Consider the following 20,376-nt stretch of genomic DNA (forward strand, 5'->3'; position numbering starts at 1 on the left):
TCCATACTCCCAGGCAGAAGCTGTGCGAAGGATAGCAGCCACGGCCTTTCAACCCATTGTGGCCTGTGGTTATGGATTCTCAGGTGCGCAATTGCGCACCAGAGCTCGCGCTTCGCGCGCCCCGGAATGACGAGAGAAGGTTACGCGTGACGACCCACAAACCCTACCGCCCGAACGTCGGCATCGCGCTGTTCAACGCCGACGGCCGCGTGCTGATCGGCCATCGCTTCAAGGGTGACGGACCCGAGATCATCCTGCCGGGGCTCGACTGGCAGATGCCGCAGGGCGGTGTCGACGAGGGCGAGAACCTGCGTGATGCGGCGATGCGCGAGCTGTGGGAGGAGACCAACGTCGTCAGTGCCGACTATCTCGGCGAGACCGACTGGTTCACCTATGAATTCCCGCCTTACGACGGACCGCAGACGCACCGGCTGGCGAAATTTCGCGGCCAGCGCCAGAAATGGTTCGCGCTGCGCTTCACCGGCACGGACGACGAGATCGATCCGCTGACGCCGCGCAACGGCCAGCCCGCCGAGTTCGACGCCTGGCGCTGGGAGCGCCTCGGCCGTGTCGCCGACCTCGTGGTGCCGTTCCGCCGCGAGGTCTACCGCGCGGTGGCACAGGAGTTTGCGCACCTCGCCGACTGAACTCTCGAAAACAACCCCATGCACAGTAGCGAAGTGACTGACGCGCCGCGATAAAATAGGCGACAGCGCCAGCGATAGCGCAATAAAGTTTCAGCGCCCGCCACGACCGTGACGAGCGCTGAAACTGTTCAGGAATTTGGAGATCGAGCCCCGGAGCGGTGCCCCGGGGCTTAGTGCATAGCCGTGGCGTTGAGCTGATGCTGGATGCTCTTGAAGTGGTCGAGCCGCTCGATGGCCTGATCGAGCTCGGTGCCTTCGTGCTCCTTCAAGTTCTCTTCCATCTCCGCGATCGTCTCGGCGAACTGGACACGGTCGAGCTCGTCCAGCGAGGTCGCGACGTCGGCGAGCACGGTGAGGCCCTTTTCGGAGACTTCGGCAAGGCCGCCGAGCACGATGATCTTCTCGTGGCGGCCGCCGGTGGTGACGGTGAGGATGCCGGGCCGGATCGCAGCCACGACCGGCGCATGCCCCGCCAGCACGCCGAAATCACCCTCGGCGCCGGGGATGTCGACCTGATCGACCTCACCCGAGAAGGCGAGCTTTTCCGGAGAGACGAGATCGAAATGGAAGGTGGCCATGGGAAACCTTGCGAATGGTGAGTAGCGAATGGCGAGTGGCGAAGAGAGCAGCGCGTCTATTCGCTACTCCCTATTCGCCATTCGCACCTTAGGCCGCTTCCGCCGCCAGCTTCTTGCCCTTCTCGACGGCTTCTTCGATGGTGCCGACCATGTAGAAGGCAGCTTCCGGCAGGTGGTCGTACTTGCCTTCCACCAGGCCCTTGAAGCCCTTGATGGTGTCGGCGAGGTCCACGAACTTGCCCGGCGAACCCGTGAAGATTTCGGCGACGTGGAACGGCTGCGACAGGAAGCGCTCGATCTTGCGGGCGCGGGCCACCGTTAGCTTGTCCTCTTCCGAAAGCTCGTCCATGCCGAGAATGGCGATGATGTCCTGGAGCGACTTGTAGCGCTGCAGCACCTGCTGGACCTGACGGGCGACGGTGTAGTGCTCCTCGCCGACGACCAGCGGCGAGAGCATGCGCGAGGTCGAGTCGAGCGGGTCCACCGCCGGATAGATGCCCTTTTCCGAGATCGCGCGCGACAGCACCGTGGTAGCGTCCAAGTGCGCGAACGAGGTCGCGGGCGCCGGGTCGGTCAAGTCGTCGGCCGGCACGTAGATGGCCTGCACCGAGGTGATCGACCCCTTTTGCGTGGTGGTGATGCGCTCCTGCAGCGCGCCCATGTCGGTCGCGAGCGTCGGCTGATAACCCACCGCCGAAGGAATACGGCCGAGCAGCGCCGACACTTCCGAACCCGCTTGCGTGAAGCGGAAGATGTTGTCGACGAAGAACAGCACGTCCTGGCCCTGGTCGCGGAAGTGCTCGGCAACGGTCAGACCGGTCAGGCCGACGCGGGCGCGGGCGCCCGGCGGCTCGTTCATCTGACCGAACACCAGCGCGCACTTCGACTTCACGCTCGGATCCGGATTGTGCGGATCGGCGTTGACCTTGGACTCGATGAACTCGTGATAGAGGTCGTTGCCCTCGCGGGTGCGTTCGCCGACGCCGGCGAACACGGAGTAACCGCCGTGCGCCTTCGCGACGTTGTTGATCAGCTCCTGAATCAGCACGGTCTTGCCGACGCCGGCGCCGCCGAACAGGCCGATCTTGCCGCCCTTCGCATACGGAGCGAGCAGATCGACGACCTTGATGCCGGTGACGAGAATTTCGGCTTCAGTCGACTGGTCGGTGTAGGTCGGCGCTTCCTGGTGGATGGCGCGGGTGCCTTCCGACTTGATCGGGCCGGCCTCGTCGATCGGCTCGCCGATGACGTTCATGATGCGGCCCAGCGTACCGTCCCCCACGGGAACCGAGATCGGCTGACCGGTGTCGGTCACTTCCTGGCCGCGCACCAGACCTTCGGTGGCGTCCATCGCGATGGTGCGGACGGTCGACTCGCCGAGATGCTGCGCGACTTCCAGCACCAGGCGGTTGTTGCCGTTCTTGGTTTCGAGCGAGTTGAGAATGGCCGGCAGGTGGCCTTCGAACTGCACGTCGACGACGGCGCCCATGACCTGGGTAACGCGACCGATCTGTGTGGCTGCTGTAGCCATTTACTGTCTCCTTCGATCCGAATTTCGTGTCCGGTCAGACTGCTTCTGCGCCGGAGATGATTTCGATGAGTTCCTTGGTGATCTGAGCCTGACGCGTGCGGTTGTAGACCAGCGTCTGCTTGCGGATCATTTCCCCGGCGTTGCGGGTGGCGTTGTCCATCGCCGACATCTGCGCACCGTAGAACGATGCGTTGTTCTCGAGCAGGGCGCGGAAGATCTGCACCGCGAGGTTGCGCGGCAACAGGCGCGTGAGGATCTCGTCCTCCTCCGGCTCGTATTCGTACGACGTCGTGTTGGCGGCACCGCCCTCCTCGATGACCAGCGGGATGACATGCTGGGCGGTCGGGATCTGCGCGATCACCGACTTGAATTGCGAGTAGAACAGCGTGCAGACGTCGAACTCGCCGTTGTCGAAGCGCGCCAGAACCTTCTTGGCGATCTCCTCGGCGTTGACGAAACCGAGCTGGCGGACGCTGCGCAGGTCCATGTGCTCGACGATCTGCTTGTCGAACTGGCGGCGAAGCTGCTCGTAACCCTTGCGGCCGACGCAGAAGAACTTCACTTCCTTGCCCTGCGCGATCAGCGCCAGAGCGCGCTCGCGGGCGAGACGCACGATCGAGGAGTTGAAGGCGCCGGACAGGCCGCGCTCGCCGGTGCAGACCAGCAGCAGATGAACCTGGTCCCGGCCGGTGCCGGCCAGCAGCACCGGTGCGCCGGGCGAGCCGACCGCGGCGCTGGCGATGTTGGAGATCACCGCGCTCATCTTGTCGGCATAGGGACGCGCCGCTTCCGCGGCGGTCTGCGCGCGGCGCAGCTTGGAGGCCGCGACCATCTGCATGGCCTTGGTGATCTTTTGCGTCGCCTTGGTGGAGGCGATGCGGACGCGCATGTCTTTAAGTGACGCCATTCTTCGTCCCCAGCGATCAGCCTGCGGCTCGACCGCGACCCTATCCTTTCGTCATGCCCGGGCGTGTCCCGGGCATCCACGTTCTCCGTCTTCCACGCACAAGACGTGGATGGCCGGGACTTCAGTTGCGAAGACGCGCTTCGCGCTTTGGCCCGGCCATGACAGCCTTCTTATGAGAAAGACTTCGCGAAGCCCTCGACCACCGACTTCAGCTTGGCAGCGGTATCGTCGGAGAGATCGCGGCTGTCGCGAATCGCGTTGAGGATGTCGGCGTGCTTGCCGCGCAGCAGCGAGAGCAGGCCGTCCTCGAACGCGCGCACCTTGTTGAGCGGGAGCGGATCGAGATAGCCGTTGGTGCCGGCCCAGATCACGCAGACCTGCTCTTCCATCTTCAGCGGCGAGAACTGCGGCTGCTTGAGCAGCTCGGTGAGGCGCGAGCCGCGGTTGAGCAGGCGCTGGGTCGAGGCGTCGAGGTCGGAGCCGAACTGCGCGAACGCCGCCATTTCGCGGTACTGCGCGAGCTCGCCCTTGATCTTGCCGGCGACCTTCTTGGTGGCCTTGGTCTGCGCCGACGAACCGACGCGCGACACCGACAGACCGACGTTCACGGCAGGACGGATGCCCTGGAAGAACAGGTCGGTTTCCAGGAAGATCTGGCCGTCGGTGATCGAGATGACGTTGGTCGGGATGTAGGCCGACACGTCATTGGCCTGGGTTTCGATGACAGGCAGCGCCGTCAGCGAGCCCGAGCCCATGTCCTTGTTCAGCTTCGCCGCGCGCTCGAGCAGGCGGGAGTGCAGATAGAACACGTCGCCGGGATAGGCTTCGCGGCCCGGCGGGCGGCGCAGCAGCAGCGACATCTGACGGTAGGCGACGGCCTGCTTGGACAGATCGTCATAGATGATGACCGCGTGCATGCCGTTGTCGCGGAAGTACTCGCCCATGGTGCAGCCGGTAAAGGGCGCGATGTACTGCATCGGCGCCGGATCGGAGGCGGTGGCGGCGACGACGATCGAGTATTCGAGCGCGCCCTGCTCTTCCAGCACCTTCACGAACTGGGCGACGGTCGAACGCTTCTGGCCGACCGCGACGTAGACGCAGTACAGCTTGATGTTCTCGTCCGGCTGCGCGTTGAGCGGCTTCTGGTTCAGGATGGTGTCGAGCGCGATCGCGGTCTTGCCGGTCTGGCGGTCGCCGATGATCAGCTCGCGCTGGCCGCGGCCGATCGGGATCAGGGCGTCGATGGCCTTGAGGCCGGTCGCCATCGGCTCGTTCACCGACTTGCGCGGAATGATGCCGGGCGCCTTGACGTCGACGCGCATGCGCTTCTCAGCCTGGATCGGGCCCTTGCCGTCGATGGGATTGCCGAGCGCGTCGACGACGCGGCCGAGCAGGCCCTTGCCGACCGGCGCGTCCACGATGGCGCGGGTGCGCTTGACGGTCTGGCCTTCCTTGATCTCGCGGTCGGCACCGAAAATAACGACACCGACGTTGTCGGTTTCGAGGTTCAGCGCCATGCCGCGGGTGCCGTTCTCGAACTCGACCATTTCACCGGCCTGGACGTTGTCCAGACCGTAGACGCGGGCGATACCGTCGCCGACGGACAGCACCTGTCCGACTTCGGAGACTTCAGCTTCCTGGCCGAAATTTTTGATCTGGTCCTTGAGGATCGCGGAAATTTCCGCGGCGCGGATGTCCATCAGCCTGCCTCTTTCATCGCGTGCTTGATCGAATTGAGTTTGGTGCGAAGCGAACCATCCACCATGCGGCTGCCCAGCTTGACGACGAGGCCACCGATGATCGAGGGATCGACTTTCACGTTCAGCGCGACGTCCTTGCCGGTCACCGACTTCAGGGCAACCTTGAGGGCATCGAGATTCTTGTCTGAGAGCGCCTCCGCCACCGTGACGTCGGCCGTCGTCTCGCCCTTGAACCGGGCCACGAGGGCGCGGTAGGCGCGGCTGACGTCGGCCACCGCGAACAGGCGGCGATTGGCGGTCAGCACTTTCAGAAAGTTGGCGGTGATGCCGGCGATGCCCACCTTGTCCAGCACGGCCGAAAGGGCCTTGGACTGGGCATCGGCGGCGAACACCGGGCTGCGGACGAGGCGCTTGAGATCAGCGTTTTCGTTCAGCAAGGCATCGAATTTATCAAGATCGGCTTTGACCTCGTCGACCACGTTCTGGTCGCGGGCCAGCTCGAACAAGGCCGTTGCATAACGGCCGGACACACCTGAAACGGACGTATCTTCTGCAGCCACAGACGCGCTCTTTTTGCTGTCAAACTCGCAAGGGAAAAACCGTCGCCACGAAGCGGCGCCTAGCGATCCAAGCCCTTGGAATTCAAGCGGGACTTCGATTTCCGACCAGCACGGGAGGTGCCGGGCTCGTTAAAATCGCGGCTTTGCTAACATAGCAGGTGCGCAGGTGCAACATGACGCCAAACTAAAGGCATGAGGTTCTATCGCCAGTTCGTCGCAGCCTCGCAACACATTGCGCGCGGGAGGGCCGACCGAGGCGGCGACCTGCCACGTCACGGAATTCAGCGCCGGCCCTGCCGCGGCACCCCCCATTTGGTTCCTGCCCCCAGCGCATAGCGGCCATGAACACGGATCGCTGAGGCGTGAATCCGTTCCCACCAGTTCCACCCGCCGAATACTTATCGAATTCTAAACGCTAGGGGCGATGACTTCGCTTTACAGTATTCGCAAGTAATATAGAGGTTAATAAATCGTTAAAGGCGAAGATTACGGAACATCGGCTGAATATCACGCGACGGTAACAAGATATTTCAAGACGACACATAGCGGATTTACTGCCCAATTCACGCCTCATTGGGAATCGAAACGCCAAATCGCTCACAAACTGATGGGGGCTCCACTTGCCACAAATGTGGCAATACTAGCTTAGGGACCATTAAATGCTGTCTTTGAAGACGCTGGGCTTTGTGACCCGGCCGCGTACGGCGATTGCTTTCGTCGCCGCAACTCTCCTCGTCGGTGGAACTGCCACCGAAGCTTCCGCCAAATCCAAGCATCGGCATCACCACCGCCACCACGCCCAGACCGAGGCCAACGCGACCTCCGATTGGCGCAATGCCAATGCGTCGATGACGCCGACCTCCGGCACGGGCCGCAGCTTCTCCGGCATCGCGTCCTTCTACGGCAATGAGTCCGGTAGCAAGACCGCCTCGGGCCAGCGCTTCAACCAGAACGCCATGACCGCGGCGCACCGTTCGCTGCCCTTCGGCACCAAGCTGCGCGTCACCCATGGCAGCCAGAGCGTCATCGTCACCATCAACGACCGCGGCCCGTTCATTCGCGGGCGTGTGCTCGACCTCTCCACGGGTGCCGCCCGCGCCATTGGCCTCACCAGTCGCGGCGTTGGCCGCGTCACCGCGGAAGTCGTCTCCTAAAGGCGCGATCTGCGCCTGATCGAGCGCGCAGTTTTCATCAGTTTGCTGCGCACGTGAAACAAGCCCGCGGTCTTGGGGGACCGCGGGCTTTTTTTGTTTTGTCATTCCGGGGCGCGCGGAGCGCGAACCCGGAATCCATTCATCCACAAACTCTGCCGCCCGATGGATTCCGGGCTCGCGCTACGCGCGCCCCGGAATGACAGTAGAGGGTATGGCTGCGGTGGCCCTACAAAAAGCTCTGCGGATCGACGTCGACTTCCAGCTTCAGATTGCCTGTCGGCTTCGGGCAGACCGCGAGCCAGTTGCGCAAATAGTCCGACAGGTCGAAACCGCGCGCCGATTTCACCAGGATGCGGAAGCGGTAGCGGCCCTTGATGACGGCGAGCGGGGCTTCGGCGGGGCCGAGCACGACGACGCGCTCGTCGCGCGGCGCGAGCGCGACGAGCTTGCGGCCGAAGCCTTCGGCGCCCGGGCGATCGCCGGCAGAGATGATGAGGCTGGCGAGCCGGCCGAAGGGCGGATAGAGCGTCTTTTCGCGCAGCTCGATCTCGCTGTCGTAGAAGGCCTCGCGGTCGCAGGCGATCAGCGCCCGCATCACGGGATGATCGGGCTGGTGGGTCTGCAGATAGCCGACGCCGCGGCCCTGCTCGCGGCCGGCGCGGCCGATCACCTGGTTGAGCAATTGCCAGGTGCGCTCGGCCGCGCGCGGATCGCCGTTGGAAAGGCCAAGATCGGCATCGACGACGCCGACCAGATTGAGCCGCGGGAAGTTGTGACCCTTGGCCACGAGCTGCGTGCCGATGATGATGTCGACGCGGCCCTCCGCGATCTCGGCGAGCTCGCTTCGCATCGTCTCAATCGAGGTGATGAGATCGCTCGACAGCACCATGGTGCGCGCTTGCGGGAACAACGCGGCCGCCTCCTCCTGCAGGCGCTCGACGCCGGGTCCGACCGCGACCAGCGATTCCTCGGCCGAACAGTTCGGGCAGATGTGCGGGCGCGGCATCGAGAAGCCGCAATGGTGACAGACGAGGCGCTGGCGAAAGCGATGATCGACCAGCCAGGCATCGCAGATGGTGCAGGCGAAGCGATGGCCGCAGGCACGGCACAGCGTCAGCGGCGCATAGCCGCGGCGATTGAGGAAGAGCAGCGCCTGCTCGCGCCGCTCGATCGCGGTTCTGATCTCGCCGGCAAGCCGCGGCGAGATGAAGCGGCCGCGCGCGGGCGGCTCGCGGCGCAAATCGATGGCCTCGATATGCGGCATGTGCTGGCCGCCGAAGCGCGAGGGCAGCGCGATACGCTGATAGCGGTTCTTGCGCGCATTGACCTCGGATTCCACCGACGGCGTCGCCGAGGCCAGCACGACCGGAATTTTCGCGATGTGCCCGCGCACCACCGCCATGTCGCGGGCGTGGTAATGCACGCCGTCGTCCTGCTTGTAGGCCTGGTCGTGCTCTTCATCGACGACGATGAGGCCGAGCTTGGCGTAAGGCAGGAACAGCGCCGAGCGCGCGCCGACCACGACCGGCGCCGAACCTTCGGAGATCGCGGCCCAATTGCGCGCGCGAGTGCGCGGGGTGAGCTCGGAATGCCATTCGATCGGCCGGACGCCGAAGCGCTGCGCGAAGCGATCGAGGAACTGGCCGGTCAGCGCGATCTCCGGCATCAGGATCAGCGCCTGCTTGCCGCGGCGGATCACCTCGGCGACCGCTTCGAAATAGACCTCGGTCTTGCCCGAGCCGGTGACGCCGTCGAGCAGCGCGACATGGAAGGTGCCGTTGGCCGCGAGCGCGCGCATCGCATCCACACCGGCACGCTGTAGCAGCGAAAAATCCGGCCGGCCGAATTCCGGATCGGGCGCCGGCGGCGGAGGCGGCGGCGGCATCGGCTCCACTGTGAGCGTGCCTTCATCGACGAGACCGTCGATCACGCCCGAGGAGACGCCGGCCTCCTTGGCCGCCTCGGACTTGCCGTGCAGCAGCCGGTCCGACAGCAGCGTGATAACGCGCTGGCGCGCCGGTGTCAGGCGCTTCGGCGGATCGCCGGTCAGGCGCACGCCGGCGCGCACCCGCTCCGGGCCGAGATTTTCGCCCATGCGCAGGCACATGCGCAGCACCATGCCGCGCGGGCTCAGCGTGTAGTTTGCGACCCAGTCCACCACCGAGCGCAACTCCGGCTTGAGCGGGGGAATGTCGAGCTTCTCGCTGACCTCCTTGAGGCGGTTATGCAGGCGCGGATCAGGATTGGCGTTCTCGCCCCAGACCACGGCCAGCACCTCGCGCGGACCGAGCGGCACGCCGACGAGGTCGCCCGCCTTCAGCTCCATGCCGCGCGGCACCTTGTAGGAATAGGTCTGGTCGAGCGCGACCGGCACCAGCACGTCGACCATGCGGGTGGCGGGGGCGGTGTCGTTGCGCGGCGATTGGTCCATGAGCGGGGAATCGGAACCTTGAGGCCTTGAGGCTAGCGCCGCGCGGCGGCCTTAGCGAACAGTAAACTGGTGTGATGCGATATACTGTGCGGAATCACCACGTCCAGAGCGCATGAGCAAAGCGGTCGCCCCACACATCGAGCTCGCCAGCGCCGATCCCTCGATCGCGCAGGAGATGGCGCGCTGGCTGGCGCATCTCGGCGCCGAGCGACGGCTGTCGCCGAAGACGCTGGAGGCCTATGGCCGCGATCTGCGGCAATGCCTGGATTTCCTCAGCAATCATTGGGGCGAGCGGGTCACGCTGGAGCGGTTTGCAGCGCTGGAAGCCACCGACGTGCGCGCCTTCATGGCGATGCGCCGGGCCGACGACATTGCCGGCCGCAGCCTGATGCGCGCGCTGGCGGGCCTGCGCTCGTTCGGACGCTTTCTGGAGCGCGAGGGCAAGGGCAAGGTCGGTGCATTGTCGGCGATCCGCGCGCCGAAGGTCGCCAAGAGCCTGCCGAAGCCGCTGCCGATGGCCTCGGCCAAACGTCTGGCCGATGCCGACGAGCGCGCCGGCGAGGAGCGCGAGACCTGGATCCTTGCACGCGACGCCGCGGTGATGGCGCTGCTCTATGGCTCGGGCCTGCGCATCTCCGAGGCGCTGGGTCTCAAGCGCCGCGAGGTGCCGAAGCCCGGCGAAGGCGACGTGCTGGTCGTGACCGGCAAGGGCAACAAGACGCGCATGGTGCCGGTGCTGCAGAACGTGCTCGCGCTGGTGCAGGAATATGTTGCGATGTGCCCCTATCCGCTGCCGGCGGAAGGACCGATCTTCGTCGGCGCGCGCGGCGGCCCCTTGAGCCCGCGCATCATCCAGCTCGCGATGGAGCGGCTGCGCGGCGCGCTCGGGCTGCCCGACAGCGCCACGCCGCACGCGCTGCGGCATTCCTTCGCCACGCATCTGCTCTCGCGCGGCGGCGACCTGCGCGCGATCCAGGAGTTGCTCGGCCATTCCTCGCTCTCGACGACGCAGGTCTATACCGGCATCGATTCCGAGCGGCTGCTCGAGGTGTATGCCAGCGCCCATCCGCGGCGCTGACACACTCTCGTCATAGCTCGCGTGCCTCTTGCACAGCGCCCACGGTTCGGTCAAATCGTGGGAACCGGCACAGGAGGGACATTATATGGGCGCACATGAAAGCATGGAGCATGCCGAGCACGCCGAACACGCGTCCGGCTCGAACAAGAAGATCGCTCTTCTGATCGCCGTGCTGGCGCTGTTCCTGGCGATCTCGGAGACGCTCGGCAAGGGTGCCCAGACCGAATCGATCAGCAAGAACGTCGAGGCCGCCAATCTCTGGGCATTCTTCCAGGCCAAGAGCATCCGCCGCACCGTGGTGGTGACCGCGGCGGAACAGGGCAAGCTGACACTGGCCGCCGCGGCCGAGGCGCAGAAGCCCGCCGTGCAGAAGCAGATTGACGACTGGACCAAGACCGCGCAGCGCTACCGCTCCGAGCCCGAGACCGGCGAAGGCACCGAGCAGCTTGCGGACAAGGCCAAGCACGCCGAGCACGCCCGCGACGAGGCGACCGCGAAGTACCACCATTTCGAGCTGGCCTCGGCCGCCTTCCAGATCGGCATCGTGCTGGCGTCCGCCACCATCATCACCGGCATGATCGCGCTCGCCTATGTCGGCGGCGCGCTGACGATCGCCGGCCTGTTCATGACCGCGCTCGGCCTGTGGTGGCCGCATCTGTTGCATTTGCATTGAGGTGTTGAGGCCGGGTTCTCACCGCGTCATTGCGAGGAGCCCTTGCGACGAAGCAATCCAGACTGCCTCCGGGGAAAGATACTGGATTGCTTCGCTGCGCTCGCAATGACGGAGGATAGAGCGGGGACGCCTGTCCCGGATTGCGCTGCGCTCCATCCGGGCTACGGACGGTCCTTGTGGTGGCGAAGATCACCGCGCCTGGTGCACGCTCTTCCTGAAGCGCTGGATCATACGCAGCGTGCGGTAGGACCAGCCTTCGCCGTTGCCGGCGATCAGCTCGCGGATGCGGCGCTTGATCGGGTCGACCAGCTCCGCGGCCTTGGCGCGCACCCTCAGCACCAGGGCGTAGATCCGCTCGAACCAGCGCATCTCCAGCAGCTTGGCGCGCGTGACGTCGAACACGAAGGCGGTGACGCCGACGCCGACGAGCTTTCCGAACACGATCGTGAAGAATGCGCCGGTCCAGTATTCATGCGCGAGCAGCCACAGCCCGACCAGCTTGAGCGGAAACAGCGGGACGACGGGCACCGCAAACACGAGCAGCGTCATGGCCGGCGAGAGCGCATCGACGCGCTCCGTCAGCCAATGCTTGAAGCGCGCCAGCGGGATGGCTGCGACGATCCTGGCGACGATCGGCTCGAGATGATCCCACAGCCAGGCTTCGATCAGGAAGACGATCGCAAGCAGGACCCAGACCGGTTGAAGAAGGCGGCGCAGCATGTGTTTCCCGCCCGGTTCGGCGCTGGGCGCGTCGTTACATATGGATGGCTCGCTTGCCGACCGCAAGCGCGGCTTCCTTGACGGCCTCCGAGCGCGTCGGATGGGCGTGGCAGGTGCGCGCGAGATCTTCCGCACTGCCGCCGAATTCCATGAGAACACACGCTTCATGGATCATTTCGCCGGCTTCGCGGCCGATAATGTGCACGCCGAGCACGCGATCGGTCTTCGCGTCTGCGAGTATCTTCACAAAGCCGTCAGTGGTCTGGTTGACCTTGGAACGGCCGTTGGCGGTGAACGGAAACTTTCCGACCGTGTAAGCCACGCCCGCCTGCTTGAGTTCCTCCTCGGTCTTGCCGACGGAGGACACTTCCGGCGTGGTGTACACGACGCCCGGGATGACGTCGTAATTCACGTGACCGGCTTGGCCTGCGATGATCTCGGCAACCGCGACGCCTTCGTCCTCGGCCTTGTGCGCCAGCATGGGGCCTGCCACGACGTCGCCAATGGCATAGACGCCCTTCAGGCTGGTGGCGAAATGCGGATCGATCTGGACCCGGCCGCGCGCGTCCAGCGCGACGCCGGCTTCCTTGAGGCCGAGACCGTCGGTGTAGGGCACGCGGCCGATGCAGACGAGCACGACGTCGGCTTCGATGGTCTCGGCGGCACCGCCGGAAGCCGGTTCGATTTTCGCAAGCAATGCCTTGCTGTTCATCTCGACGCCGGTCACCTTCGAGCCCAGCTTGAATGCAAATCCCTGCTTTTCAAGGATGCGCTGGAATTGCTTGGCGATCTCGCCGTCCATGCCGGGCAGGATGCGATCGAGGAATTCAACCACCATGACTTCGGATCCGAGTCGGCGCCACACGGAGCCGAGTTCGAGCCCGATCACGCCGGCGCCAATGACCAGCAATCTGCCTGGCACCTTCTCCAGCGACAGCGCGCCGGTCGAGGACACGATGCGCTTCTCGTCGATCTCGATGCCCTTTAGGCGCGCGATGTCGGAGCCGGTGGCGATCACGATGTTCTTGGTCTCGACAACCTGCGACTTGCCGTCGGCGGAGACCTCGACCTTGCCGGTGCCCAAGATCTTGCCGGCGCCCTTGAGCACGTCGATCTTGTTCTTCTTCATCAGGAACTCGACGCCCTTGACGTTGCCGTCGATGCCCTGCTGCTTGAAGTTCATCATCGCGGGCAGATCGAGCTTCGGCGAGGAGACCGAGACGCCCATCTTGGCGAAGGAGTGGCCGGCTTCCTCGAACATTTCGGAGGCGTGCAGCAGCGCCTTCGACGGCATGCAGCCGACATTGAGGCAGGTGCCGCCGAGGGTCGCGTTCTTTTCGACCACGGCGACCTTCATGCCGAGCTGGCTCGCGCGTACCGCGCAGACATAACCGCCCGGTCCGGTGCCGATGACGACGAGATCGTAGGTAGCCATGAGAGAAAGTCCCGTAAGGTTAGGCGTGGTGAGGATGTGTCAGCGCCCGCGCGGCGCGTCAGCGTCCGCCGGACACATCGAGAATGGCTGAGGTGACGTAGGAGGCCTCGTCCGAGATCAGCCAGACGATGGCATTGGCGATTTCATCGGCGGTGCCGACGCGCTTCATCGGCACCAGATGGGCCAGGCGATGGGCGCGGTCGGGCTCGCCGCCGGCGGCGTGGATTTCGGTGTCGATCAGGCCGGGACGGATCGCGGCGACGCGGATGCCCTCGCCCGCGACCTCATAGCCGAGGCCGACGGTGAAGGAATCGACCGCGCCCTTGGACGCGGCATAGTCGACATAGGTGTTGGGTGCGCCGAGCCGCGCTGCGACGGACGACAGGTTGACGATGACGCCGCCCGTGCCGCCGTGCTTGGTCGACATCCGCTTCACCGCCTCGCGCGCGCAGAGGATGGAGCCGGTGACGTTGACGGCCATCACGCGCTGGATGCGCTCGGCCGACATCTCGTCGACGCGCACGCCGCTCTTGCCGACGATGCCGCCATTGTTGACGAGCGCCCCGAGCGTGCCGAACTTGTCGGCCTCCTTGAACAGATTGAGGATGTCGCTTTCCTCGGCGACATCGCATTTCACAGCGATGGCCTTGCCGTTGCTGGCCGCGATCTGCGCGACCACCTCGTCGGCCGCCTGCTTGTTGCTGGCGTAGCCAACCACGACGCGAAAACCGCGCGCGGCCGCCGCAAGCGCGGTCGCCCGCCCGATGCCGCGGCTGCCGCCGGTGATGACAACGACTTTATCCGTCACATCAATCCCCACGAGTTCGAGCGCACTACGACGTCCTGCCCTCAAGAGCCGCCAAGCGATCAAGCACGGACTTGTCCGTCAAGCTGATCAAATGGAACAGAATGAAGGGCGTGAGAAACGGGATCAGGCACAAGGCCGCGAAGCCGACCCCCTTACCTTTCCTGCGACTAATCGGAATCGCAAAGAAGAAAAAGATAAGGGTGGTCAGCAGGAGCGGCACCATGGAGATGAGCGCATGCGCGAGCGACGGCTCCCCCATCGTCGCCTCCCTTAGAGGTCCAGCACCAGGCGCGCCGGATCTTCCAGGCTCTCCTTGACACGGACCAGGAAGGTGACGGCTTCCTTGCCGTCGATGACGCGGTGATCGTAGGACAGCGCCAGATACATCATCGGGCGGACCTCGATCTTGCCGCCGACGACCATCGGCCGCTCCTGGATCTTGTGCATGCCGAGGATGCCGGACTGCGGCGCGTTCAGGATCGGGGTCGACATCAGCGAGCCGTAGATGCCGCCATTGGTGATGGTGAAGGTGCCGCCCTGCATCTCGTCGATCTTGAGCTGGCCGTCACGGGCGCGGCGGCCGAAATCGGCGATGCTCTTCTCGATGTCGGAGATCGACTTGTGGTCGCAGTCGCGCACCACGGGCACGACCAGGCCCTTGTCGGTGCCGACGGCGACGCCGATGTGGTAGTAGTTCTTGTAGATCAGGTCGCTGCCGTCGATCTCGGCGTTGACGGCCGGGATGTCCTTCAGCGCCTGCACGACGGCCTTGGTGAAGAAGCCCATGAAGCCGAGCTTGGCGCCGTGCTTCTTCTCGAACGCGTCCTTGTAGTGTGCGCGCAGCGCCATGACGTTGGTCATGTCGACCTCGTTGAAGGTCGTGAGCATGGCGGCGGTGTTCTGCACGTCCTTGAGCCGGCGCGCGATGGTCTGGCGCAGCCGGGTCATCTTGACGCGCTCTTCGCGGGCGGCGTCATCGGCCGGCGAGGGGCTGCGGACCTGCACGGCGGCGGCGGGCTGGTTGACCGGCGTCGGCGCCGAGGCGGCGCGCTCGATGGCGGCCAGCATGTCGCCCTTGGTGACGCGGCCGTCCTTGCCGGAGCCCGGCACGGTCGAGGCGTCGATGCCGGTCTCGGCGGAGAGCTTGCGCACCGACGGCGCGAGCGGCGCATCGGCCGGCGGCGCCTTCGCGGCAGCGGGAGCCGGCGCGGGAGCGGCGGCAGCAGCGGCAGGCGCGGCGGCGGGCTTGGCTGCGCCGGCACCATCGGTGATCTGACCGAGCAGCGCGCCCACGGCAACGGTCGCACCATCGGCAGCGATGATCTCGCTCAGCGTGCCGGCGGTCGGCGCGGGGACTTCGATGGTGACCTTGTCGGTCTCGAGCTCCACCAAGGGCTCGTCGACGGCGACGGGGTCGCCGGCCTTCTTGAACCAGCGGCCGATGGTGGCCTCGGTGACGGATTCGCCGAGCGTCGGCACACGAATTTCAGTCATGGTCTCATCCTTAATCGTTTTTGGCCGTCATCGTCCGCGCAGGCCGGACGATCCAGTACACCGTGACGATCGTGGATCAAACGGACGCCGCGGCGTACTGGATGCCCCGCCCCCGTGCGCAATTGCGCACTAGGCGGGGCATGACAATTGGAATTTCGGTCAGCTCAGTGCTTCGTCCAGGAACGCCTTCAGCTGAGCCTGATGCTTGGACATCAGACCCGTGGCGGTCGCGGCGGAAGCGGCGCGGCCGACATAACGCGGACGCCGGCTCGCGCCGTTCACCTGGTTCAGCACCCATTCCAGATAGGGCTCGATGAAGTGCCAGGCACCCATGTTGCGGGGCTCTTCCTGGCACCACACCATCTCGGCCTTCTTGAAGCGCGACAGCTCGGCCACCAGCGCCTTCAGCGGCACCGGATAGAGCTGCTCGACGCGCATCAGGTAGATGTCGTCGATGCCGCGCTTCTCGCGCTCCTCGTAGAGGTCGTAATAGACCTTGCCGGAGCACAGCACGATGCGGCGGATCTTCTCGTCGGGGACGAGCTTGATGGCCTCGTTCGGCAGCATCTGGGCGTCATCGTAGAGGATGCGGTGGAAGGTCGTGCCCTTCGCGAGTTCGTCGAGACGCGACACCGCCCGCTTGTGACGCAGCAGCGACTTCGGCGTCATCATGATCAGCGGCTTGCGGATCTCGCGATGCAGCTGCCGGCGCAGCACGTGGAAGTAGTTCGCCGGCGTGGTCGGGTAGACCACCTGCATGTTGTCTTCCGCGCACATCTGCAAGTAACGCTCGAGGCGCGCCGAGGAGTGCTCCGGCCCCTGGCCCTCATAGCCGTGCGGCAACAGGCAGACCAGACCGGACATGCGCAGCCATTTGCGCTCGCCTGACGAGATGAACTGGTCGAACACGACCTGCGCGCCGTTGGCGAAGTCGCCGAACTGGGCTTCCCACAGCGTCAGCGTGTTCGGCTCGGCGAGCGAATAGCCGTATTCGAAACCGAGCACGGCTTCTTCCGACAGCAGCGAGTTGATGACCTCGTAATGGCCCTGCTCGTGGCCGAGATGGTTGAACGGCGTGTAGCGGCTCTCGTCCTCCTGATCGATCAGGACCGAATGGCGCTGCGAGAAGGTGCCGCGTTCCGAATCCTGTCCGGACAGGCGGACGTGGTGGTTTTCGTTGAGCAGCGAGCAGAACGCCAGCGCCTCGCCGGTCGCCCAGTCGATGCCGTTGCCGCTCTCGATCGCCTTGGCGCGGTTATCGAGGAAGCGCTGAATGGTGCGGTGAACGCGGAAACCGTCCGGCACCTTGGTGATCTTGCGACCGATGTCCTTCAGCGTGGCGATGTCGACGCCGGTGACGCCGCGCCGCGCATCCTCTTCCTGGTCGGCGATCTTGAAGCCCGCCCACTTGCCGTCGAGCCAGTCGGCCTTGTTCGGCTTGTAGGAGGTGCCGGCCTCGAACTCGGCATCGAGCCGGGCGCGCCAGTCCGCCTTCAGCTTGTCGACCTCGCCCTCGGTGACGACGCCTTCCGCGATCAGGCGCTTGGAGTAGAGCGTCAGCGTCGAGGGATGGGCGGCGATCCGCTTGTACATCACCGGCTGGGTGAAGGCCGGCTCATCGCCCTCATTGTGGCCGTAGCGGCGGTAGCACCACATGTCGATGACGACGGGCTTGTGGAACTTCTGCCGGAATTCGGTCGCGACCTTGGCCGCGAACACGACGGCTTCCGGATCGTCGCCGTTGACGTGGAAGATCGGCGCATCGATCATCTTCGCCACATCCGACGGATAGGGCGAGGAGCGCGAGTAGCGCGGATAGGTGGTGAAGCCGATCTGGTTGTTGACGATGAAGTGCACGGAGCCGCCGGTGCGGTAGCCCTTCAGGTCGGACAGGCCGAAGCATTCAGCAACCACGCCCTGGCCGGCGAACGCGGCGTCGCCGTGCATCAGGAGCGGCATCACGGAGATGCGCATGTCAGGGGGATCGCCGTGCTGGTCCTGCTTGGCGCGGACCTTGCCGAGCACGACGGGATCGACGATCTCGAGATGCGAGGGGTTGGCGGTCAGCGACAGGTGGATGCGGTTGCCGTCGAACTCGCGGTCCGAGGAGGCGCCGAGGTGATACTTGACGTCGCCGGAACCTTCGACCGCGTCGGGATTGGCCGAGCCGCCCTTGAACTCGTGGAATAGTGCGCGATGGGCCTTGCCCAACACCTGGGTCAGCACGTTGAGGCGGCCGCGATGCGGCATGCCGAGCACGATTTCCTTCACGCCGAGATTGCCGCCGCGCTTGATGATCTGCTCGAGCGCGGGGATCAGGGCTTCACCGCCGTCGAGGCCGAAGCGCTTGGTGCCGGTGAACTTGGTGTCGCAGAACTTTTCGAAACCCTCGGCTTCGATCAGCTTCTGCAGGATGGCCCTGCGGCCTTCGCGCGTGAACGAGATCTCCTTGTCGGGTCCCTCGATGCGCTCCTGAATCCAGGCCTTCTGCGCCGCGTTGCTGATGTGCATGAACTCGACGCCGAGCGTCTGGCAGTAGGTGCGCTCGCAGATCGCGGTGATCTCGCGCAGAGTGCCGTATTCGAGGCCGAGCACGTGATCGAGGAAGATCTTGCGGTCGAAATCGGCTTCGCTGAAGCCGTAGGTGCGCGGATCGAGCTCTTCGCGGTTGCGCTGGGCTTCGATGCCGAGCGGATCGAGCTTGGCGTGGAAGTGGCCGCGCATGCGGTAGGAGCGGATCAGCATCAGGGCGCGGACGGAATCGCGCGTCGCCTGAAGCAGGTCGGCGGAGGAGATGTCGGCCCCCTTGGCCTGCGCCTTGGCGGCGATCTTGCCACTGACCGTCTTCTCGACCTCGGCCCAGTTGCCGTCGAGGGCGGAGGTCAGATCGTCCTTCGGGGTCAGCGGCCAGTTGTCGCGCTCCCAGGACGGGCCTTCCGCGTTCTTGCTGATGTCAGCCGGCGCGTCGTTCAGGCTCTTGAAGAACTCCTGCCACTCGGCATCGACCGAGGACGGGTCCTTCTGGTAGCGGGCGTAGATTTCGTCGATGTAGGTGGCGTTGGTGCCCTGCAAAAAGGATGACAGGGCAAAGGCTGCGTTCGCGTCTTGGCGAGACATACTTGAGTTCCTGGCGATTTCGGTTCGCGCAATAACAAACGGCGCTGGCGCCGAGCTCCCCCGACAGGGCTCGACGCGACAGGCACCCTTTACCCTATTTGCTGCGAAACTTCGCCCGGAAAAGCACGAAGAACTGAATTAGCCTTTCAACTTTTCGGCAAGCGTGTGGCCGAGGCGGGCGGGCGACGGGGACACTGTAATCCCTGCGGATTTCATCGCCTCGGTCTTGGAACCGGCATCGCCCTTGCCGCCGGAGATGATGGCGCCGGCATGACCCATGCGGCGGCCGGGAGGGGCGGTGACGCCGGCGATGAAGCCGACCATCGGCTTCTTGCGGCCACGCTTGGCCTCGTCCTTGAGGAACTGGGCGGCGTCCTCCTCGGCGGAACCGCCGATCTCGCCGATCATGATGATCGATTCGGTCTTGGGGTCGGCGAGCAGCATCTCCAGCACGTCGATGAACTCGGTGCCCTTGACCGGGTCGCCGCCGATGCCGACCGCGGTGGTCTGGCCGAGGCCTTCCTGGGAGGTCTGGAACACGGCTTCATAGGTCAGCGTGCCCGAGCGGGAGACGATGCCGACCGAGCCGGTCCTGAAGATGTTGGCGGGCATGATGCCGATCTTGCACTCGCCGGCGGTCATGACGCCCGGGCAGTTCGGCCCGATCAGGCGCGACTTGGAGCCGAGCAGCGAGCGCTTGACGCGAACCATGTCGATCACAGGAATGCCCTCGGTGATGCAGACGATCAGCGGGACCTCGGCGTCGATGGCTTCGCAGATCGCGTCGGCTGCGCCCGGCGGCGGCACGTAGATCACCGACGCGTCGGCACCGGTCTTCTCACGCGCCTCGCGCACGGTGTCGAACACCGGCAGGCCCAGATGCGTCGAGCCGCCTTTGCCCGGCGAGGTGCCGCCGACCATCTTGGTGCCGTAGGCAATCGCGGCCTCGGAGTGGAAGGTGCCGTTCTTGCCGGTGAAGCCCTGGCAGATGACCTTGGTGTTCTTGTCGATCAGGATGGACATGAGGTCTGCTTTCGCGAAACTAACAGAGTGAGTGGGTCAGTGGATGCGGCGGTAGACGCCGGTGAGGACGTCGGACCAGCCTTCCGCGTCCGGCGAGAATTGAATCTTCAACGAGTAGGAATCCTCATTGATGATCTCGTAGACGTGGCGCGCATTGCCGCGGAGCGAGCCGCGCACCAGCGTCAGGGTCTTGCCGGCCCACCCGCCTGAGGCGGGCGAAGGCGGCGTGTAGCCGAGCGAGTCGTACCAGAACAATTTGTAGGTCCGGTCGTCGCGGTCGAAGGTGAAGATGCCGTGGGTGGCGAAGACCTGCTTGCCGTCGCGCATCTGGATCGAGTCCTGGATCAGATAGAACCCGTTTAGATCCATGCGCGCGACGGTGCGCGAGGTCGCCGGCCCGCCCGCCGTCCAGCGCGACGGGAAGACCATCTCCTCACCATCCCATTCGCCGGCGAACGCGGCGAGGCGCGCATGCTCGGGGAGCGGAGATGATGCGGCGAGATGGTCCTGGGCCATGGCG

Annotated in this window: 18 protein-coding genes; 4 read left to right on the top strand and 14 right to left on the bottom strand. The window is 65.0% G+C overall.

Features of this window, described 5'->3' with window-relative positions; all coding sequences use genetic code 11:
- The first annotated feature begins 146 nt into the window (after nt 1–146).
- Nucleotides 147–647: an RNA pyrophosphohydrolase gene (locus tag I6F24_RS34580; protein ID WP_036024643.1), complete on the top strand. Its 501-nt coding sequence runs from the start codon at nt 147–149 to the stop codon at nt 645–647.
- A 170-nt stretch (nt 648–817) separates the two neighbouring features.
- On the opposite strand, the gene I6F24_RS34585 is transcribed toward I6F24_RS34580, so the two are convergent.
- The 5 genes from I6F24_RS34585 to I6F24_RS34605 all read right to left on the bottom strand — a co-directional run bounded on the left by I6F24_RS34585 (nt 818) and on the right by I6F24_RS34605 (nt 5,923).
- Nucleotides 818–1,225, bottom strand: coding sequence for a F0F1 ATP synthase subunit epsilon (locus I6F24_RS34585; protein ID WP_036008748.1), 408 nt, complete (start codon nt 1,223–1,225; stop codon nt 818–820).
- Between the two features lie 88 nt (nt 1,226–1,313).
- On the bottom strand, nt 1,314–2,756 hold the full coding sequence (gene atpD / locus I6F24_RS34590) for a F0F1 ATP synthase subunit beta (protein ID WP_036008750.1): 1,443 nt from the start codon (nt 2,754–2,756) through the stop codon (nt 1,314–1,316).
- A gap of 34 nt (nt 2,757–2,790) precedes the next feature.
- Nucleotides 2,791–3,663, bottom strand: coding sequence for a F0F1 ATP synthase subunit gamma (locus I6F24_RS34595; protein ID WP_225152550.1), 873 nt, complete (start codon nt 3,661–3,663; stop codon nt 2,791–2,793).
- A gap of 170 nt (nt 3,664–3,833) precedes the next feature.
- Nucleotides 3,834–5,363 (bottom strand): F0F1 ATP synthase subunit alpha, encoded by a 1,530-nt coding sequence (gene atpA, locus I6F24_RS34600; protein ID WP_036008755.1) that lies wholly within the window; start codon nt 5,361–5,363, stop codon nt 3,834–3,836.
- Complete coding sequence (locus I6F24_RS34605; RefSeq protein ID WP_036024638.1) at nt 5,363–5,923, bottom strand: F0F1 ATP synthase subunit delta; 561 nt, start codon at nt 5,921–5,923, stop codon at nt 5,363–5,365. The genes atpA and I6F24_RS34605 overlap by 1 nt, the downstream gene beginning before the upstream one ends.
- A gap of 659 nt (nt 5,924–6,582) precedes the next feature.
- Here I6F24_RS34605 and I6F24_RS34610 point away from each other — a divergent pair.
- Nucleotides 6,583–7,077 (top strand): septal ring lytic transglycosylase RlpA family protein, encoded by a 495-nt coding sequence (locus tag I6F24_RS34610; RefSeq protein ID WP_036008760.1) that lies wholly within the window; start codon nt 6,583–6,585, stop codon nt 7,075–7,077.
- A 226-nt stretch (nt 7,078–7,303) separates the two neighbouring features.
- Here I6F24_RS34610 and I6F24_RS34615 read toward each other — a convergent pair whose 3' ends face one another.
- The gene (locus tag I6F24_RS34615; protein ID WP_036024636.1) at nt 7,304–9,508 is read right to left on the bottom strand and encodes a primosomal protein N'; all 2,205 of its coding nucleotides are present in this window, start codon (nt 9,506–9,508) and stop codon (nt 7,304–7,306) included.
- Between the two features lie 112 nt (nt 9,509–9,620).
- Here I6F24_RS34615 and I6F24_RS34620 point away from each other — a divergent pair, with 112 nt between their 5' ends.
- Both I6F24_RS34620 and I6F24_RS34625 read left to right on the top strand, forming a co-directional pair.
- A complete protein-coding gene (locus I6F24_RS34620) occupies nt 9,621–10,586 on the top strand; it encodes a tyrosine recombinase XerC (protein WP_036024634.1) in 966 nt (321 codons plus the stop codon).
- Nucleotides 10,587–10,671: 85 nt separating this feature from the next.
- Nucleotides 10,672–11,259, top strand: coding sequence for a DUF4337 domain-containing protein (locus I6F24_RS34625; RefSeq protein WP_036008765.1), 588 nt, complete (start codon nt 10,672–10,674; stop codon nt 11,257–11,259).
- A gap of 189 nt (nt 11,260–11,448) precedes the next feature.
- On the opposite strand, the gene I6F24_RS34630 is transcribed toward I6F24_RS34625, so the two are convergent.
- The 8 genes from I6F24_RS34630 to I6F24_RS34665 all read right to left on the bottom strand — a co-directional run bounded on the left by I6F24_RS34630 (nt 11,449) and on the right by I6F24_RS34665 (nt 20,372).
- Entirely contained in the window at nt 11,449–11,979 is a 531-nt protein-coding gene (locus I6F24_RS34630; RefSeq protein WP_109141820.1) for a hypothetical protein, read from the bottom strand.
- Nucleotides 11,980–12,013: 34 nt separating this feature from the next.
- Nucleotides 12,014–13,414, bottom strand: coding sequence for a dihydrolipoyl dehydrogenase (gene lpdA / locus I6F24_RS34635; protein WP_225152552.1), 1,401 nt, complete (start codon nt 13,412–13,414; stop codon nt 12,014–12,016).
- 58 nt (nt 13,415–13,472) lie between these two features.
- Nucleotides 13,473–14,222 carry an SDR family oxidoreductase gene (locus I6F24_RS34640; protein ID WP_225152554.1) on the bottom strand — a complete coding sequence of 250 codons (750 nt, stop codon included), beginning with the start codon at nt 14,220–14,222 and terminating at the stop codon, nt 13,473–13,475.
- A 25-nt stretch (nt 14,223–14,247) separates the two neighbouring features.
- Nucleotides 14,248–14,481 carry a hypothetical protein gene (locus tag I6F24_RS34645; protein WP_036024626.1) on the bottom strand — a complete coding sequence of 78 codons (234 nt, stop codon included), beginning with the start codon at nt 14,479–14,481 and terminating at the stop codon, nt 14,248–14,250.
- 11 nt (nt 14,482–14,492) lie between these two features.
- Nucleotides 14,493–15,716 carry a 2-oxoglutarate dehydrogenase complex dihydrolipoyllysine-residue succinyltransferase gene (odhB, locus tag I6F24_RS34650; RefSeq protein ID WP_225152556.1) on the bottom strand — a complete coding sequence of 408 codons (1,224 nt, stop codon included), beginning with the start codon at nt 15,714–15,716 and terminating at the stop codon, nt 14,493–14,495.
- A gap of 159 nt (nt 15,717–15,875) precedes the next feature.
- Nucleotides 15,876–18,833: a 2-oxoglutarate dehydrogenase E1 component gene (locus I6F24_RS34655; RefSeq protein WP_036008777.1), complete on the bottom strand. Its 2,958-nt coding sequence runs from the start codon at nt 18,831–18,833 to the stop codon at nt 15,876–15,878.
- A 138-nt stretch (nt 18,834–18,971) separates the two neighbouring features.
- A complete protein-coding gene (sucD, locus tag I6F24_RS34660; RefSeq protein WP_225152558.1) occupies nt 18,972–19,856 on the bottom strand; it encodes a succinate--CoA ligase subunit alpha in 885 nt (294 codons plus the stop codon).
- 36 nt (nt 19,857–19,892) lie between these two features.
- The gene (locus I6F24_RS34665; RefSeq protein ID WP_036008783.1) at nt 19,893–20,372 is read right to left on the bottom strand and encodes a DUF1579 family protein; all 480 of its coding nucleotides are present in this window, start codon (nt 20,370–20,372) and stop codon (nt 19,893–19,895) included.
- Between the last annotated feature and the right edge of the window lie 4 nt (nt 20,373–20,376).

It is taken from the genome of Bradyrhizobium sp. BRP23, assembly GCF_020194135.1.
In the GTDB taxonomy this organism is placed as follows: domain Bacteria; phylum Pseudomonadota; class Alphaproteobacteria; order Rhizobiales; family Xanthobacteraceae; genus Bradyrhizobium; species Bradyrhizobium yuanmingense.